The sequence below is a fragment of the Reichenbachiella sp. genome, assembly GCF_039944555.1.
Taxonomy (GTDB): Bacteria; Bacteroidota; Bacteroidia; order Cytophagales; family Cyclobacteriaceae; genus Reichenbachiella.
In genome coordinates this window covers 741,401-758,267 of sequence record NZ_JBDUYN010000007.1, presented here as the reverse complement: position 1 = coordinate 758,267, position 16,867 = coordinate 741,401, and the positions used below count along the sequence as shown (strand labels likewise).

Below are 16,867 nucleotides of genomic sequence, written 5' to 3'. Positions count from 1 at the left end.
TAATTTACAAAACCTAATTGAGATTCGGAAGATAATTTCACAATCCTAGGAAGGTTTAAAAATATAAATTTCAAAAAACTAACATCATTTATGATTATATCTGAAAAATGAATGATAACCAAATAAAATTCTGTTTAACGTTTTTTTATTGTCTCAAATATAATATTATTTTGTAATCTTCATAAAAATATTTGAATGATGTGGTGGCTTTGTTAAATTTGTAGAGTTGGATTCTTTTATAATCGTCCTAAAAATCTTATCTTGAAATGGTGAAAGTCTCAGAAAAAACTACCGATACAATGTCCTCAAAAAAGGAAATCTTGAACGATTACAAGCTTGCCGTAGAAAGTAGGGAGAATAGCTACATTGGAAGAAAGGAGGTTTTTATGGGAAAGGCCAAATTCGGAATTTTTGGTGACGGAAAAGAGCTGCCTCAAATTGCAATGGCCAAGGTCTTCCGTAATGGAGACTTTCGATCAGGTTACTACCGTGATCAGACCTTTATGATGGCTATTGGAGAATTGACTTCACAACAATTCTTCGCTCAATTGTATGCGCACACATCTGTGGAGGATGAGCCGGCATCAGCAGGAAGAATGATGAATGGGCATTTCGGAACCAGATTGATTGATGACAATGGGGAGTGGAAGGACTTGACCAAAATGAAAAATTCCAGCTCGGATATCTCTAATACAGGTGGTCAAATGCCGAGACTTTTGGGATTGGCCTATGCATCCAAATTATACCGAAACAATCCGGCACTTAAGAAGTTTAAACAATTTTCAGTAAATGGAAATGAAGTTGCCTTTGGCACAATTGGAAATGCTTCAACCTCCGAAGGTCATTTCTTTGAAGCGATGAACGCAGCAGGCGTTTTACAAGTGCCTATGGTCATGGCAGTTTGGGATGATGAGTACGGAATATCTGTTCCGAAGGAATTCCACACTACTAAAGGAAGTATTTCAAAGGCCTTATCAGGACTTCAAAGAACGGCTGAAGAAAAGGGATTTGAAATATTAACCACGAGGGGCTGGGATTATGTTGATTTGTGTAAAACCTTTAAAAAAGCTGAACAAATTGCGAGAAATGAACATGTGCCTGTTTTGGTTCATGTGGAAGAAGTAACACAACCTCAAGGTCACTCTACATCAGGTTCACACGAACGTTACAAATCGAAGGAGCGTTTAGAATGGGAGGCGAAGTTCGATTGCCTCAAAAAGATGCGAGAATGGATTTTAGAAGAAAATTTGGCTACTAGCAAAGAACTTGACCTTATCGAAGATGAGGCAAAAAAAATAGCTAAAACCGCTAGAATCAATGCTTGGAAATCTTATACACAGGCTATTGAAACGGATACAGCCTCTTTGATCAGCATGATAGAGTCAGTAGGGGAGCAAAGTGCTGAAAAAACAAAGCTGCTGTCAATCGCAAAGAATTTAAAGGAGGGATTAAATATTAATAAACTGGAATTGACCAAAGGTGCGAAGAAGGCATTGAGGCTAACCAGACAAGAGCCTTCTCGTAGCCGTGATATGCTAGCTCACTGGCTTGGAAATAATAGTGAAAAGAGGCATGGAGAGTATTCCTCTCACCTCTATAGCGAATCTAAATTCTCATCGCTCAACATAGGAACGGAGCCTGCTAAGTATTCAGACCAATCCAAAATGGTTGATGGCAGGGAGGTTCTTCAGGCTTGTTTCAATGACGCCTTAAGTAGAAATCCTTTGGTATTTGCGTTGGGTGAAGATGTTGGGAAAATTGGCGATGTAAATCAAGGTTTTGCCGGTTTACAAGATAAGTATGGCGCCTTGCGGGTGACTGATACTGGAATAAGAGAAACTACAATTATTGGTCAGGGAATAGGTGCTGCTTTGAGAGGACTGAGGCCTATAGCCGAAATTCAGTACCTGGATTATTTATTGTACGCGGTTCAGACGTTATCTGATGATCTGGCAACTTTGCAATATAGAACTAAAGGGGGGCAAAAGGCACCACTGATTATACGTTCTCGTGGTCATAGATTAGAAGGTGTATGGCATTCTGGTTCTCCTATGGGTATGATCATCAATGCGCTTAGGGGTATTTATGTTCTCGTTCCAAGAAATATGACTCAGGCTACTGGTATGTACAATACCTTGCTTGAATCTGATGATGCTGCCTTGATGATAGAATGCCTAAACGGATACCGTTTAAAGGAAAGAATGCCTGATAATGTTGGTGAATTTAAGGTGCCGTTGGGAATTCCGGAAGTGATTCGAGAGGGAGGAGACGTTACGATCGTCACTTATGGGTCGATGTGTAGGATTGTGATGGATGCTGCGGTTGAACTGGCTGGTTATGGGATTGAAGTGGAAGTCATTGATGTTCAAACGTTGCTTCCTTTCGATAGACATCAAAGTATTATTTCTTCTATTAAGAAAACAAATCGTTTGATTGTGGCGGATGAGGATGTTCCCGGAGGCGCATCGGCATACATCTTACAAAAGCTAGTAGTGGAGCAAGAATGTTTTAGATACTTGGATAGTCAGCCAATTACCATTGCGGCTAATGAGCACCGCCCTGCTTATGGTTCTGATGGTGACTACTATTCGAAGCCAAGTGTTGAGACAGTTTTCGACAAGGTATATGAAATGATGAACGAAAGCGACCCAAGGACATTTCCTGAGATTTATTAACTCTAAGTAACTTACCTAATAAGCTGGTCTAGTGTGATATCTCCTGTTTCGGCGACATTACTTCCATGTAATCCTCGATCAATAATTTGGAATCTGATATTGAAAGTATCCTTCCGAAGTACCGTTCTGAATCCGGTGGATACCATTGAGTATCTTATGGTGCCTTCCAGTGGTCCAGAGCTGCTAACAGTTTCGAAGTCAAGAACCGGAAATCTTCCGTCAAAAGAGATGCCACATCCGTATTGACTGGTTAAGTATCTCCAGTCTATTTCCTCATATTCTTCTATACCTCGCTTTCTAAAAAACTTAATAATTATATTGCTCTTATAAGGGTTTCTTTGAATGTACACTGTATCTTTTTGAAATACTTCAAGATCGATGTCTCCAAAACTAACACCTGGCGGAATGTATCTGTCCTTTTCCTCATTGATATAGAGAGTGTCATAATCCCCGCAATCAAATGATGGTCTATTATCTGTTTCGCTAAACAATGATCTTGTAGGTTGAAAGGGATCTGGTACGAATAGATAGAATGGCAGTTCTACATCCTCTTGGCCAAATGTCACTATCCTATTGTTATTATCTACTACAAAATTGAAATCATGAAATGGAGGAAATGTCTCATCACCCTCAACCCCCAAATCGCCGTCACCATCCTGAAAATCAAAAGACAATATTAATGAATCAGGATTGCCATTCTCTAGCAGTTCAACGAACTGAATGTTGTTGAATTGAATTTCAGGAATAATTGGAAATGGGTCAGGTTCCTGACAAGAGAAGAAGATAGCTGGTGATGCTACGAGAATAGGTAAAAAACTATGTGACGAAATTTTATTCCAATATTTAGATATTCCCTTCATCCAATTAAAATTACATTTGCTAAAAATACTTATAATAATACAATTGAGCCTTCGCAACCCCTTACTATTTTTAACTTATGAAGCTTTTAAATAGTTTCAAAAAAAAATGTTTTGAAGTTAATTCAGCAACATTTGATGCATTGGCGTTGGAATTATTCCAACATCAGGCTAAGTCATGCCAATTATATCGAAAGTACATCAACCACCTGGGTATAGATGTTAAAGAAGTAACGGATATTTCTCAAATTCCTTGTCTTCCAATTGACTTTTTCAAGCATCATGAAGTGCAGACAGGAAGTTGGGAGCGGTGGGAGTATTTTCTTAGCAGCGGAACTACTTCGAACTCTCGAAGTAAGCACCTGATCGAAGATTCGATTTTTTATCTTAACAATTCCAAATTGATCTTTGAGAGATTATTTAGACCACTCAATGAGAATGTTTTTTTCGCACTTTTACCTTCCTATCAGGAGCAAGGAAATTCTTCGTTGGTGAAGATGGTTGATTTTTTTATTAAAGAATCTGGGTCAGTAGAGGCTGGTGGTTTTTATTTGAACAGACAGGAAGAACTAATTCATGCTATCAAAAAACAGCTTGAAGTTTCCAATAAATCAGTAATACTATTTAGTGTAGGGTATGCCTTACTTGATTTGTGTCAACATGTCGAAGACCTTGAGATTAAGCTGGACGGCCTAACCATAATTGAAACAGGAGGAATGAAGGGTAGGAGAAAAGATATGATAAAAAAGGAGTTTTATTCGATTTTGAAAAATAAACTAGGTGAGGTCATAATCCATTCTGAGTACGGCATGACAGAGCTCTTATCTCAGGCGTACTCATTCAACGAACGTACCTATAAACTTCCAAGTCAGATGAAGGTGTTAATTCGCGATCCTGAGGATCCATTCAACTACTTTTCTCATAACCGAGTAGGAGGGATAAATGTGATTGACCTAGCCAATGTTCACTCATGTGCCTTTATAGAAACACGAGATCTAGGCGCAATTCCAGCAGTTGGGGAGTTTGAAATATTGGGTCGACTGGATAATTCTGATATTAGGGGATGCAATTTGATGATAATTTAATCGTTCATCGAATAAGCCATCTATAATTTCAGAGAAAAACAATATTTCACGGAAAGTGTAATATTTTTTATATATTTATATTCTAAAATTGAAGCAGGTAATTGATAATAAGAAAAGATGAAAGTAAAAATACTTATAGTAGCCCTTGTAGTTTTTGCAATGAGTGCATGTACTCAAAGAACATGTCCTACTTATGCAAAAGCAGAGTTGAATTCGACAGAATTATCTAAGTAAAAAGTATTAAAATATTTTATGCGGATAACATTAATTTGAATCCGCATATTTTTTTACATCCATACTAGTAATAGTCCCATCACTCATGATGACTAGACGCTCGACCACGTTTCTTAACTCCCTTATGTTTCCGGTCCACTTGCCTTTTTGGAGCTGTTGAAGAGCTTCTTTCTCGATTTCTTTCTTGCTCGATCCGTAAGCACCTGCAATATCAGCTAAGAATTTATCTACTAGTAAAGGTATGTCCTCTGCTCTTTCGTTTAGTGGAGGAACTTTAATGACAATAACACTTAATCTGTGATACAAGTCTTCGCGAAATCTTTTGGCTTGTATCTCTTCCTTTAAGTTTTTATTAGTGGCTGCCAAAACGCGAACATTTACTTTTATTTCCTTTTCACCACCAACACGAGTGATTTTGTTTTCTTGTAATGCGCGAAGTACCTTGGCTTGAGCTGAAAGGCTCATATCGCCGATTTCATCAAGAAAAAGAGTGCCCATATCAGCCTGTTCAAATTTTCCAATTCGCTGCTTTACAGCTGATGTAAAGGATCCCTTTTCATGTCCGAATAATTCACTTTCTATCAATTCTGAAGGGATAGCGGCACAGTTGACTTCAATTAATGGTCTCTTATTTCTTGTGCTAAGTTTGTGTATGGCATTAGCTACCAGCTCTTTGCCACTGCCATTATCTCCTGTGATCAATACGCGAGCATCTGTTCCAGCTACTTTTTCAATAGTCGCTTTGACCTCTTGAATTGGTTTGGACTCACCGATGATTTCAAGTGATTTGGATACCTTCTTTTTTAGCACCTTGGTTTCCTGAATGAGGTTGGACTTATCCAGTGCATTTTTTATTGTTAGCAAAAGTCGATTGAGATCCGGCGGCTTCTGTATAAAGTCGTATGCACCTTTTTTTGTAGCTTCTACAGCCGTATCTATCGTGGCATGAGCCGAAATCATTATAAACTGTGGTGTGTGGTCGAGTTGCCCGGCGTTCTCGAGTACCTCCAGGCCATCCATTTCGGGCATTTTTACATCGCAGAGGACCACATCGAAGTCCTTTTCTTTCAATTTTTCAAGGCCAATTTTCCCATTTTCAGCCTCTTCAATTTCGTACTTTTCGTACTCAAGTATCTCGCGTAGTGTATGACGAATACTTTTTTCGTCATCAATAATTAAAATTTTTGTCATATTGATAATAAAAATATAGGCCTATAAGCCGGGTTCTGTACCCCGAACTATCGGGGTCCTTATCATTTATCTGGTCTTAACATCGCTGTTAAGATCTATCAATCTACCCATTCTGCATTCTGATGTTAATCTGAGATTAACGAACCAGATCGAAACGAGCCACTTCTTGCAGAACCTATTTGATCTTTCAACTCGTAAGGTTTACCATGCCTTTGATATCACTATCAAAGCGGTGAGCTCTTACCTCACCATTTCACCCTTACCCATTGGTTACCCAAAAGGCGGTTTTTTTTCTGTTGCACTTGCTTCTTTTGACTTTGCCAAAAGACTTCCCGTTAAGAAGTACGATGCTCTATGTTGCCCGGACTTTCCTTTCCAATTGCTATCGGAACGATAAGGCGGCCTATGCAGCAAAACTAATAAATATTGCAATAGAGATTTTTAAGAAAAGCTATTAAAAAATATCCTGTCCAGTGATATTCATTTCCCATTTATCTGCAAGTTGAGCAACTTCCTGAATCGATCGTTTTAGAAGTTCATCTGAAACAATATCTGCTGGAGAACGAGACTCTACTTTTAAAAAGCCATTGACAATGGTGAACTTGCTAAAGGTGGATTTGTGATTCTCTTCGAGTAGTTCTTTGAATTGAATGCTGTCCTCGGCAACACAGACCTTTGAAGATATTGATATGAGGTTATTCTCTGTATCAATTTCACCTACAACCGCTTGTTGTCTCTCCTCATCAAGGGGTACTACTATGACAAATCTTTGGTCATCATATTGTGAGAAATTGCCTTTTATTTCTTCGGCGTAAGACTTCATGAAATTGTTCAATTCCATTGATAAGTGTTTTTGGTAAGCTTATCTAAAAGTACACATAATAAAGGGTTAGAGAAAATTCGAATCAAGAATATTTTTAGATTTCTTCATTCTGAGAAACGTCTTCGTTTGCAGTTTTTCTTTGAGATACGTTCTTTTTTCTGTTGTCTGAAAGAATCTGGTTGAGCTGATCAAAGCTTTTGATATATTGTAGACTGAATCCTGTCTCAAAATTACTTTCTCCTAATTGTTGATCAATTGCATCAAGGTCAGATCGACTATACATTTTGACTCTAAATCTGCCATCTTCGGTAAGCAAATATTCCACTGTCCAGTCACCAATAATACTTGAAACATCTCCGTTTGTCTCCTGACTTGGGAGACCACCACCACGTGTTACCCTAAGTCGCCCATCCAGAAATGTATACGATAATCTAAGTTGAAACGTATTGAAGGCATCATCTGATAAGCCTGCAAGATCCACGTCCACTTCCAGGTTCTCATCCACTTGAGTGGCCCAATAGCTGAGTTGATTTGAAACAAATTCGCTTAAACTATTACTAATGGTCTGACCATTGACTTGGAAGCTGTTTTCTTGAGAGAATTTTCGAAGTACAATAAGACTAAATACTTGTCTATTCATTTCTTGTTCATTATTTCTGAGACTGGCTTTGAAGGCTGTTACCACTTCGTCCAAGGTTACTGAACTGTTTGGGAGCTGATTATTCTGAGGGTATTCTTCAATGTTGATTCCAAATTTGATTTCCGGAGTCAGCAAGTTGCCTTTTAGTTTTAGGTCTACAATGGATGGATATTTTTTTCTCGTTTCTGGAGAATTGATATCATCCGGATCCAGAAACTTAACCATTAATGGTGCCAGCGAAGCTAGTTGGCGATAAGATGCTGAAATATTCAAATTTGCTCCATAGGGATCACCATACCAGGAAATTGTACTTCCGTTTTTAATATCAAATTCCTTGTTGATGATATTATAGAGTGTAAAATTGTATCCGCCACGTTCAATGGTATAGTCACCGAACATTGTAAAATCTCCATCAGTATTGATTTGAAGTTCAATATTTCCGTTACCTCGCCCTCTAATAATATCACCGGCCTGTACATCAAAAATTAGTTCTACATAAGCCTCTGGAGTGAATTCTAAATCAAAATCCAGCTCGATACCTTTGATTTTTAGCTTTTCCTCATTGTGAACTTCTTCGATAATTTTTTGAACACTTTGCTCATCCTTTAGATCGACGAATTCTATATATTCCTTTTGCTCGATCCGAGAGTCGGAAGATTCGCTGAGTGGAATTGAAATACGGGTACCTTTCGCTGTTTGTGCCTCGGCAGTAATTTGAATATTATTTAGTGCACCAAGAAACTCAATCTTTCCTGTACCATAAGCTACACCATAGTAGGCGTCATTATCAGTAGCGGTGGTGTTTAATAGTTTAAAATTCTCGAACTGACCCTGAAAATCGAGGACAGGATTTTTAAACCCATCATGAAATATACCGCCATAGAGATGAGCTGTATTTTGTTCGTCATCTTTTAAGATCAGGTGCTGCGTACTAATCTCATTTTCTTCGAAGGTAAGATTGCCATTAAATTCGTACTTTGTATTCAGGTAGTTTACTAGAACTTTGCCATTGGTGATATTTCCTTTCCCCTTCAAAATTGGGTAGTTCACATTTCCTTGAATGGAAAATTGACCTGATGCGAAACCATCAAGCTCAGTAAAGTTTTTTCTTAAAAAAGGCTCTGCAATTTTAAGGTTGGCACTATCGAATTTTGCTTTTAGATCAAGTTGGTCAAATTCATTTTTAGGATAATAAAGACCTGTGATTTCAATTTTCTTTTTACTGTTTTGAACTAAATCGAGATTCAAGGCCAGTCTACTATTGGTATTGTCCCATTTAGAAATACCAAAAACATTTCCAATTAGAAAATCTTCGACTTTCAATGCACGTGTGACAAGATTACCCTCAATTAAGTCATCACCTTGTTGTCTCTTGATTTTAATTCGCCCATCGATTATGCCCTCAACTTTACGAGTAAGGAGAGACTGTGCGTTTTGAATGTTAAATTCCTTTAAATCTATATAGAGCATTTTTGATGGTGTTTCTGAATACATTCCGGAGATTTCCAAATTTTCAGAACCATTTGATGCCTTTACATTCGAAAATGCCCAATCTCCATTGGAATAAACAATTTTGTTGCCATCCTCCCAATCCCACTTCTTACCTAATATTTGGATGTTTGATTTGCCGAAATGGAGTTGTGTGGAATCATCAAAAAAGAGAACAGAGGTTTCTAGTGCTAGCCGATTCGAAAGTTTAGGTTGTTCAATGTTCAACGATACAGACATGCTATCTTCGAACCAGATAACATCAACATACGTTTTTTCTGTTTCATATTTCTCTGACCAGAATTGATGATTTGATGAAACCAGAGTGGATGCGAGTGTACTTTTATTGAAGTACTCCTTTGAAATATTAATGTCTAAATAGTTTTTGGTCCAAGTCACATTTGATACTTGCAAAGAGTCAATACCTCCATACAGGTTTAGTCTTGAAACGCTGTCCTGAATAAATGAGCCGTGGAGTTTTATCTCCTTTGACATGTTAAAAGACGGATAAAACGGTTGGATAAATTTGTTTAAATCCCAGAAATTTAAGTCAATCTTCACGTCATACTTTTCAAGGTCATTGTTTGATTTACTCAGATAATAGGCTTGTAAATTTTCTTTATCGTTTTGAATGTTGAGTTTTATTTCTTGATAAAATTCTTTGATCGTTCTAAGGAATACGCTGTTCCGAAATTTACCTGTCATTTTGGTGGATAACCCGTCAGTTTCAAGCTGAATGAGTCGAGTTTGGCCAATTAAAGATGATAAAAGCTTTATTGAATCTACTTCAAGTGCCTTTCCCTCATACCCAATATAATTATCATAAAGGGATACATAACCTATTAAATCATCGGTTCTAAGCCCCTTCATATTTACATCTAGACGACAGGCTACCTTAATATCACTTTTACTTAAACCTAGCGGTAGTAGATTAGCTGTGTTAAGTAATGCATTAATGTTGAATTTGTTTTTATTCTCGCTTAGGTCTATCTCGACTTTACCATCGAATTTTAGATTTGGATCATCTACCGCTAATTCTCCCCCAAAGAAACCCAACTTGAATTCGCCGTTGGTTGATAATTTGGTATATGTATAATTTTGTATCGAAAGAGAATCTACTTTTGCGTCAAGATTGAAATCAGCGTTGTCGATTCGAAGTCCATTCCCCTCTATCGTACCGGACAAAGTAATATGCTTTAATTTGTCCTGATTGTGAAATATGCTTCTAAGATCAAAGTGGTTTAGATTAAGGGCCCCAGTGTACCAAGCTTTATTATCTTCTTTTATTTTAAAATTAATATCAGTATTAATTTTACCTACGGACGAGACGATTTCACTATTGGCAACAAAGTCGGATAAGAACCCTAAAAAGTGGCCTTTAAAATTTGCCTTTCCAATATTTGAAACTTGTTGACGATATTTCTCGGAGATCAAGTCGGAAATATCTTCTGGGTCTACCACTGATTTTTTAATATCAAGACTTATGAAAGTTTCTTTGATAACGGGCAGACCAAACAATTCCACGTTCCCGGCCAAATAGGAACTCTTGCCCATTTTCATATCAAATCTCTTCAATTTCAGTCTTTTAACCGATCCTGATAATACTCCAGATAATGAGACCTTTTTGTCAACTTGTGCTAGTGATGCGTTAAAAAGAGACAGCTCTTTGGTGCTGATAAGTGAATGATCGAGATTGGCATAGAATGTAACACTATCTACAAAGTGTTTGAAGTTTGAAGGGTGATTATATTTAAACACTATAGAGTCAGTAATTAGGCTTTGATCGGTTTTTAGACCCAATTGAGAGAAAATCAAATTCTTTTTTGTGAAGGAAAAATTACTAACAAGGCTTTTAATATTGAGTTGGTTTTTAGGGTCAATGGACGTAAGATGGTCAATGCTCATTCCAATGCTATCATTGACAAATGCAAAATCTGAGACCGTAGCCTGAATCGAGTCAAAAACAAAATGCCGATAATCCTTGCCCTTATGGATAGAATCAAACGTCATGTCATTGTATGAGAAAAAACCATCATGCATAATGATTTGATCTATTGAGATTGACGTTTTTTTCTCTCTGTTTTTTCTGTTCTTTTGGAAGATGTCTTTCAAGTCTGTAAGGAACTTGGAAATATTTACTTCAGTGGAATCACTATCCTTTATTACGTGAACAAAAGGTCTATTAAGTTCTAGTTTATCAGCATTCAATTTTCGATTAACCAGAAAATCATAGAGTTTGAAATTGACCTTTACTTTTTCAACAAATATTAAGGTGCTGTCATTTTGATGATTGTAGAGTCTCAAATCTCTAACTATCATATGATCGAACCAGGTAAGGTTGGCATGTCCAATTTGAATATTAAATCCTGTATTTTCTGAAATCAGACTCGAAACTTTATTTAATATTTTAGTTTGTACTTTGGGGATTTGGAGAATGGAAAAGAATAAGATTCCAAGCGTGACCAATAGGACTGGCATCCATAAAAATAGCCTAGACAACCATCTTCTTAAATTTGATTCTTTTTGGGGATTTTCCTTCATCAAACAACTGCTCCACAAAAGTAATGATGATTATTTAAGTAATAATCATAGGTAATTACGGAACTTTGAATGATGGTACAAAAAATATGCCCAGTTTTGTGCTTTTGGTATTTTTGTGAGTTCAATCAAAATAGGTATTTAATGTGAAAAATGTAATTCTGGCTATAGAATCTTCCTGTGACGAGACTTCGGCATCTATTTGTATAGACGGCAAGGTGGTGAACAATGTCATTGCTACGCAGGAAATTCATAGTAAATATGGAGGAGTCGTACCTGAATTGGCTTCGCGTGCTCATCAGCAGGCAATTGCTCCTGTTGTGAAAGAAGCTATGGCTGATGCTGATATTGAAATGAGTGATTTGAGCGCCATAGGATTTACTCAGGGACCAGGACTTTTGGGTGCGCTTTTAGTGGGTGGAGCATTTGCAAAATCAATGGCTCTCGCATTAGACATTCCCTTGATAGGAGTACATCATATGAAGGCACATATTTTGGCACATTTTATTGAAGACCCCAAACCAAATTTCCCCTTTTTGTGCCTAACGGTAAGTGGAGGGCATACACAAATCGTTAGAGTTGACAATTTCCTTGATATGAAAGTACTCGGTCAGACAACAGATGATGCCGTTGGCGAGGCATTTGACAAGTGTGCTAAATTGATGGGATTGCCATATCCCGGAGGACCAATGATTGACAGATTGGCTGAAGATGGTGATGAAAATAGATTTACTTTCAATGAAACCAACATGGCGGGTTTGGACTATTCATTCAGTGGGATTAAAACCGGCTTTATGAATTTCCTGAATAAAGAAAGAATGAAAAACCCAGACTTCGTTGACGAGAATAAAAATGACATATCAGCAAGTATTCAGCGGCATCTGATAGATATGCTACTTGAGAAGTTAAGGATGGCTGCGGATCAACAAGGAATATCTCAAATTGCAATTGCCGGTGGGGTATCAGCAAACAGCGGACTTAGAGATAAGCTCAAAAGTCTTTCGATAGAAGAAGGTTGGGATATATTTATTCCTGCGTTCGAATATTGTACGGATAATGCAGGCATGATTGCAATAACAGCTTACTATCAGTGGTTGGCAGGAGATATGGCTGAAATGTCCGCGGCACCTATGCCTCGGATGAAATTTTGAGAATCGTTACTCATTTTCGAGCTCATAGTAGAATTATTAAAAATTTAAAATTTAATTTGGCAATATAACGATGAACAAAAGTAGATTTTCAAATCAGGTAAATATTCGCAACAAAAAGGCGAGCTATGAATTTGAGTTTATAGACAAGTATGTTGCTGGTTTGGTCTTAAAGGGAACAGAGATAAAATCTATAAAAGAAGGCAAGGCCAGTTTGCAAGAGGCTTATTGTTATATTTCAAAAGGTGAAATGTTTATAAAAAGTATGCACATTGCAGTGTACGAGCAGGGGACCTTCAATAATCATGAGCCTTTAAGAGAACGAAAACTACTATTGAATAGAACTGAGTTGGACAAGATTGAATCAAAAAGTCAGGAAAAAGGGCTGACTATTATCCCAACCCGCTTATTCATAAATGACCGAGGATATGCCAAATTAGAACTGGCGCTAGCTAAAGGAAAGAAAATCCATGACAAACGAGACAGCATCAAAGAGAAAGATGTAAAAAGAGAGCTAGAACGAAACAGATATTAGAATGAACGATGGGTCTAAGGGAATCTGCAGAATGAGTGTGGTTCCCATGAGAGCAACTTCAAAAAATGGCTCGGTGCTGTTGTCAGAGTTGTTGTTTGGAGAACACTATACTGTACTTGACGAAAAGAATGATAAAATACAAATTCAGTTGTATTTTGATGATTCTACCGGTTGGATTCGTAGTGATCAGCACACTCCAATCAGCGAAGAGTATTTTCAGCAAGTTAATCTTTCAGATTACAAAGTATGCATCGACCTGAGTGGAACAATCTATTTTCAAAAGAAGCATGTACATATTCTATTTGGAAGTGTTCTTCCTATTACCACCAATGAACTGTTTAAATTGGAAGAACAAGTGGCCTTCAACGGTGAGTCTAAAAGCCTGTCTCAGAAACGAGAATTCGAATACATGAGAGAATTGATGAAAAAATACCTGCATGCGCCATATTTATCAGGGGGTAAAACACCTTTTGGAGTGGATGAGGGTGGATTTATTCAGCAAGTATTTAAAGTATGTGGCTACAGATTATCGCGAACTATTGAAGGTCAAAAGAGTAGCGGCCATGAAATTTTGGACCTGGATGCCATTGCTCCAGGTGATCTAATTTTTCCTAAGTCTCATAAGGATAGTGGATTCATTTTTTTAGGCGGTGATGAGTATGCTGGAATTTATAATGGTAGTGTAGCAATTGTTGGATCCGATGAAATTGGAGAAAAAGAATTTATTGCACGCAGAGTACTGCTAAAAAACCTGATTATCGATTAGGGATAAATTGGATCTCATCGATTTCTTTTCACATTTAATTATTTATTGGCTATTTTCATTGCGTGGAATGATCAAAGTAACTGCCCATTCTACAAAAAATTGAATTATGTCAGGAAAAGTACTTGTGTTAAATCAGGATTATAGCCCTCTAGCAGTATGTACAGTACAACGCGCTTTTCTACTGGTATTTTTGGATAAGGCGGAGTTGCTAGAATCTGATGTGAATGCAAAATTAAGGACGGTTTCAAAAAGCTATCCGACCCCTGCTGTCATCAAAATAAAGGCTTACATTCACGTACCTTATCGTGGTGTAGTTCTCACAAGACAGAATATTTTCAAAAGAGATAATGGATGTTGTCAGTACTGTGGAGTTGATAGAGATCTAACTTTGGATCATCTTGTGCCCAGGTCAAAAGGGGGTAAGTCAACCTGGAACAATTTGGTGACGGCATGCAAGGCTTGCAACGCAAAAAAGGGAAATTATTCGCTGGAAGAAGCAGGTCTTGTCTTAAAGAGACCGCCTTTCAAACCGTCCTATATCATGTTTCTAAGAAATAATCTTGGCTCGATGAAAAAGGAATGGGTTCCCTATCTTAATACACCCGCTGTAGCTTAACTCAAGACGTTATTCGAATCTTAGCGAAATGCCTGTCTCATTTTAATCCCAAATTTCCTGTGATAAAATCTTGACATAAATTGATCTTTTATGGCAGTAAAAGAGCAATTTATGCAAAATACTAATTCTCTAAAGGCGCTATTCTGCTAGCATTTGAGCCATTGCCGATTCTACCTTTTCAGTAGACGGAATCATAGCGGCTTCCAAAGTAGAATTGAGTGGTATGGCCGGCATATTTTCCGAACCAATTGTTCTTACGGGGCCATCTAAATATTCAAAGCAGTTCTCTTGAATACGAGCTGCTAAACTCTGGGCAAAAGTATTGTTGACAGGTTCTTCTGTAACCACCAGGCATTTCCCGTGCTTCCTTACAGAGCTAAATACGGTAGCTGTATCGAGTGGATACAAGGTTCTGAGGTCAATTATTTCTACTTTTCCTTTAAACTTTTTGGATGCATTTAATGACCAATGTACGCCCATTCCATAGGTAATCACCGTCATGGTTTCCCCATTATCAAATGATTCAGTAGCTGTCTCCTGGGCAATTCTCGCTTTACCGAAAGGAATGATGTAATCTGAATCCGGTTCAACGGTCTTGGCTGCATCAGTGCCTTTCACTTTCGACCAGTAAAGACCTTTATGTTCGAAAATAACCACGGGGTTAGGGTCATAATAGGCGGCTTTCATCAACCCCTTCATATCAGCACCTGTACTAGGATAAGCAATCTTGATACCTCTTATGTTAGCAACTACTGATTCTACACTTGACGAGTGATAAGGTCCCCCGCTGCCATAGGCACCAATAGGAACCCTTAGTATCATGCTTACCGGATACTTACCATTGGTCAGGTAGCACGACCTACTTACTTCTGTGAAGAGCTGGTTTAGCCCTGGCCAGATGTAGTCAGCAAACTGCACTTCCACAATCGGTTTCAGGCCTACAGCGGACATACCTACTGTACTACCAACTATAAAGGCCTCTTGTATCGGTGTATTAAAGACTCTGTCCTTCCCAAATTTTTGGGCCAATGTTGCTGCTTCTCTGAATACCCCACCGAGACGGTGTCCTACGTCTTGCCCGTACAAAAGACACTCATCATGCTGTTCCATAAGTTCCTGGACGGCAAACAGTGCACTATCCACCATTACAGCTTTTTCCTTTCCTTTCGGTGCACGTTCTCCTTTCTCCTCTATAATTGGAGTAGGGGCAAAATCATGCGTAAACAGGTCCTGGGGACTTGGGTCTTCGGCTTTGAGTGCCTTGTCGTAATGATCATCAACAAGCAGACGAGCGTCCTCTTCTCTATTGTCGAGTTCTGATTTTTTGATTCCCAAATCCTCCAACTGTTTCCTAAAGAATGGATATGGGTCGTATTGCATATGCTCATCCAGGTCGTCTCGATACCATTCCTTTCGTACGCCCGAGGTATGATGATTGAGTAGAGGTACCTTGGCATGTACCAATACTGGCTTTCTTTCTTTCCTTACATACCGAATAGCGTCTTCCATGGTTTCATAGCACTTTAGAAAGTTTGTTCCATTCACTTTCATCGCCTTGATACCGGGAAACCCCTTGATGTATTCTGATGCATCTCCAGAGCGAATTTCACTTGCATGCGCCGAAATGTCCCATTCGTTGTCCTGTACCAAGTAAATGATGGGTAGTTGTTTCAATGCTGCCATTTGGAAGGCTTCGGAAACTTCTCCTTCAGTGATACAGGCATCTCCCAGCGAACAGACCACTACCGGAGCTTCCTTATGTTTTTCACCTATCTTTCTATGCTCTTTGTATTGGATGCCCATGGCGATGCCGGTGGTTGGAATCGCTTGCATGCCTGTAGCTGAGGATTGATGTGGGATTTTGGGTTTGTCTTCATCCTTAAGACTTGGGTGCGAATAATAAGTTCTTCCTCCTGAAAATGGGTCGTCCTTTTTGGCCATTAGCTGGAGCATCAAATCATATGGCGTACAGCCTATGGCTAATAAAGTGGCGTCGTCTCTATAATACGCGGACAAGTAATCCTGGGGTAACAACTGCATACCAGTAGCAATTTGTATGGCTTCGTGTCCTCTGGAGGTAGCATGCACATATTTAGACACAACTTTGAAAGTTTCCTCATATTTATCTGCTAGCGTCTTTGCAGTTGCCATGAGTTTGTAAGCTTTTAGGAGTTTTTGCTCACTAATGTTTGTTAGTTTATTATTTACTTTTTTCGTAGTCGCCATTATTGGGTATTTAATGTTTTTTATATCGACCGTCCTCTATTAGGA

Annotated in this window: 11 protein-coding genes and 1 other RNA gene; 6 read left to right on the top strand and 6 right to left on the bottom strand. The window is 38.3% G+C overall.

Translation table 11 applies throughout. The annotated features are described in order from the left end of the window. Positions 1-299 precede the first annotated feature (299 nt). On the top strand, positions 300-2,675 hold the full coding sequence (locus ABJD64_RS11775; protein ID WP_348178966.1) for a thiamine pyrophosphate-dependent enzyme: 2,376 nt from the start codon (positions 300-302) through the stop codon (positions 2,673-2,675). Between the two features lie 11 nt (positions 2,676-2,686). Here the strand turns inward: ABJD64_RS11775 and ABJD64_RS11770 are convergent, their stop codons facing one another. Next, the gene (locus ABJD64_RS11770) at positions 2,687-3,535 is read right to left on the bottom strand and encodes a hypothetical protein (RefSeq protein ID WP_348178964.1); all 849 of its coding nucleotides are present in this window, start codon (positions 3,533-3,535) and stop codon (positions 2,687-2,689) included. 77 nt (positions 3,536-3,612) lie between these two features. Here ABJD64_RS11770 and ABJD64_RS11765 point away from each other — a divergent pair, with 77 nt between their 5' ends. Beyond that, entirely contained in the window at positions 3,613-4,617 is a 1,005-nt protein-coding gene (locus ABJD64_RS11765) for an acyl transferase (protein ID WP_348178962.1), read from the top strand. Between the two features lie 264 nt (positions 4,618-4,881). Here ABJD64_RS11765 and ABJD64_RS11760 read toward each other — a convergent pair whose 3' ends face one another. From ABJD64_RS11760 to ABJD64_RS11745, 4 genes are all read right to left on the bottom strand, one after another. Beyond that, the gene (locus tag ABJD64_RS11760; RefSeq protein WP_348178960.1) at positions 4,882-6,042 is read right to left on the bottom strand and encodes a sigma-54 dependent transcriptional regulator; all 1,161 of its coding nucleotides are present in this window, start codon (positions 6,040-6,042) and stop codon (positions 4,882-4,884) included. A gap of 8 nt (positions 6,043-6,050) precedes the next feature. Continuing rightward, positions 6,051-6,452, bottom strand: an RNA gene (rnpB, locus tag ABJD64_RS11755) — RNase P RNA component class A. 44 nt (positions 6,453-6,496) lie between these two features. Further along, complete coding sequence (locus ABJD64_RS11750) at positions 6,497-6,883, bottom strand: hypothetical protein (protein ID WP_348178958.1); 387 nt, start codon at positions 6,881-6,883, stop codon at positions 6,497-6,499. Between the two features lie 76 nt (positions 6,884-6,959). Then, positions 6,960-11,534, bottom strand: coding sequence for a translocation/assembly module TamB domain-containing protein (locus ABJD64_RS11745; protein WP_348178956.1), 4,575 nt, complete (start codon positions 11,532-11,534; stop codon positions 6,960-6,962). Between the two features lie 143 nt (positions 11,535-11,677). Between ABJD64_RS11745 and tsaD the strand changes: the two genes are divergently transcribed. The 4 genes from tsaD to ABJD64_RS11725 all read left to right on the top strand — a co-directional run bounded on the left by tsaD (position 11,678) and on the right by ABJD64_RS11725 (position 14,596). Next, positions 11,678-12,682 carry a tRNA (adenosine(37)-N6)-threonylcarbamoyltransferase complex transferase subunit TsaD gene (gene tsaD, locus ABJD64_RS11740; protein WP_348178954.1) on the top strand — a complete coding sequence of 335 codons (1,005 nt, stop codon included), beginning with the start codon at positions 11,678-11,680 and terminating at the stop codon, positions 12,680-12,682. Between the two features lie 70 nt (positions 12,683-12,752). Continuing rightward, positions 12,753-13,214 (top strand): SsrA-binding protein SmpB, encoded by a 462-nt coding sequence (gene smpB, locus ABJD64_RS11735; protein ID WP_348178952.1) that lies wholly within the window; start codon positions 12,753-12,755, stop codon positions 13,212-13,214. A 1-nt stretch (position 13,215) separates the two neighbouring features. Beyond that, positions 13,216-13,980, top strand: a complete 765-nt coding sequence (locus ABJD64_RS11730) for an NlpC/P60 family protein (RefSeq protein WP_348178950.1) — start codon at positions 13,216-13,218, stop codon at positions 13,978-13,980. A gap of 106 nt (positions 13,981-14,086) precedes the next feature. Beyond that, positions 14,087-14,596 (top strand): HNH endonuclease, encoded by a 510-nt coding sequence (locus ABJD64_RS11725; protein ID WP_348178948.1) that lies wholly within the window; start codon positions 14,087-14,089, stop codon positions 14,594-14,596. 138 nt (positions 14,597-14,734) lie between these two features. Here the strand turns inward: ABJD64_RS11725 and ABJD64_RS11720 are convergent, their stop codons facing one another. After that, positions 14,735-16,822 (bottom strand): thiamine pyrophosphate-dependent enzyme, encoded by a 2,088-nt coding sequence (locus ABJD64_RS11720; protein ID WP_348178946.1) that lies wholly within the window; start codon positions 16,820-16,822, stop codon positions 14,735-14,737. Positions 16,823-16,867: the final 45 nt, after the last annotated feature.

Coding starts and splice junctions, on each gene's coding strand:
- ABJD64_RS11775 (WP_348178966.1), top strand. CDS start 300: ATGTCCTCAAAAAAGGAAATCTTGAACGATTACAAGCTTGCCGTAGAA.
- ABJD64_RS11770 (WP_348178964.1), bottom strand. CDS start 3,535: ATGAAGGGAATATCTAAATATTGGAATAAAATTTCGTCACATAGTTTT.
- ABJD64_RS11765 (WP_348178962.1), top strand. CDS start 3,613: ATGAAGCTTTTAAATAGTTTCAAAAAAAAATGTTTTGAAGTTAATTCA.
- ABJD64_RS11760 (WP_348178960.1), bottom strand. CDS start 6,042: ATGACAAAAATTTTAATTATTGATGACGAAAAAAGTATTCGTCATACA.
- ABJD64_RS11750 (WP_348178958.1), bottom strand. CDS start 6,883: ATGGAATTGAACAATTTCATGAAGTCTTACGCCGAAGAAATAAAAGGC.
- ABJD64_RS11745 (WP_348178956.1), bottom strand. CDS start 11,534: ATGAAGGAAAATCCCCAAAAAGAATCAAATTTAAGAAGATGGTTGTCT.
- smpB (WP_348178952.1), top strand. CDS start 12,753: ATGAACAAAAGTAGATTTTCAAATCAGGTAAATATTCGCAACAAAAAG.
- ABJD64_RS11730 (WP_348178950.1), top strand. CDS start 13,216: ATGAACGATGGGTCTAAGGGAATCTGCAGAATGAGTGTGGTTCCCATG.
- ABJD64_RS11725 (WP_348178948.1), top strand. CDS start 14,087: ATGTCAGGAAAAGTACTTGTGTTAAATCAGGATTATAGCCCTCTAGCA.
- ABJD64_RS11720 (WP_348178946.1), bottom strand. CDS start 16,822: ATGGCGACTACGAAAAAAGTAAATAATAAACTAACAAACATTAGTGAG.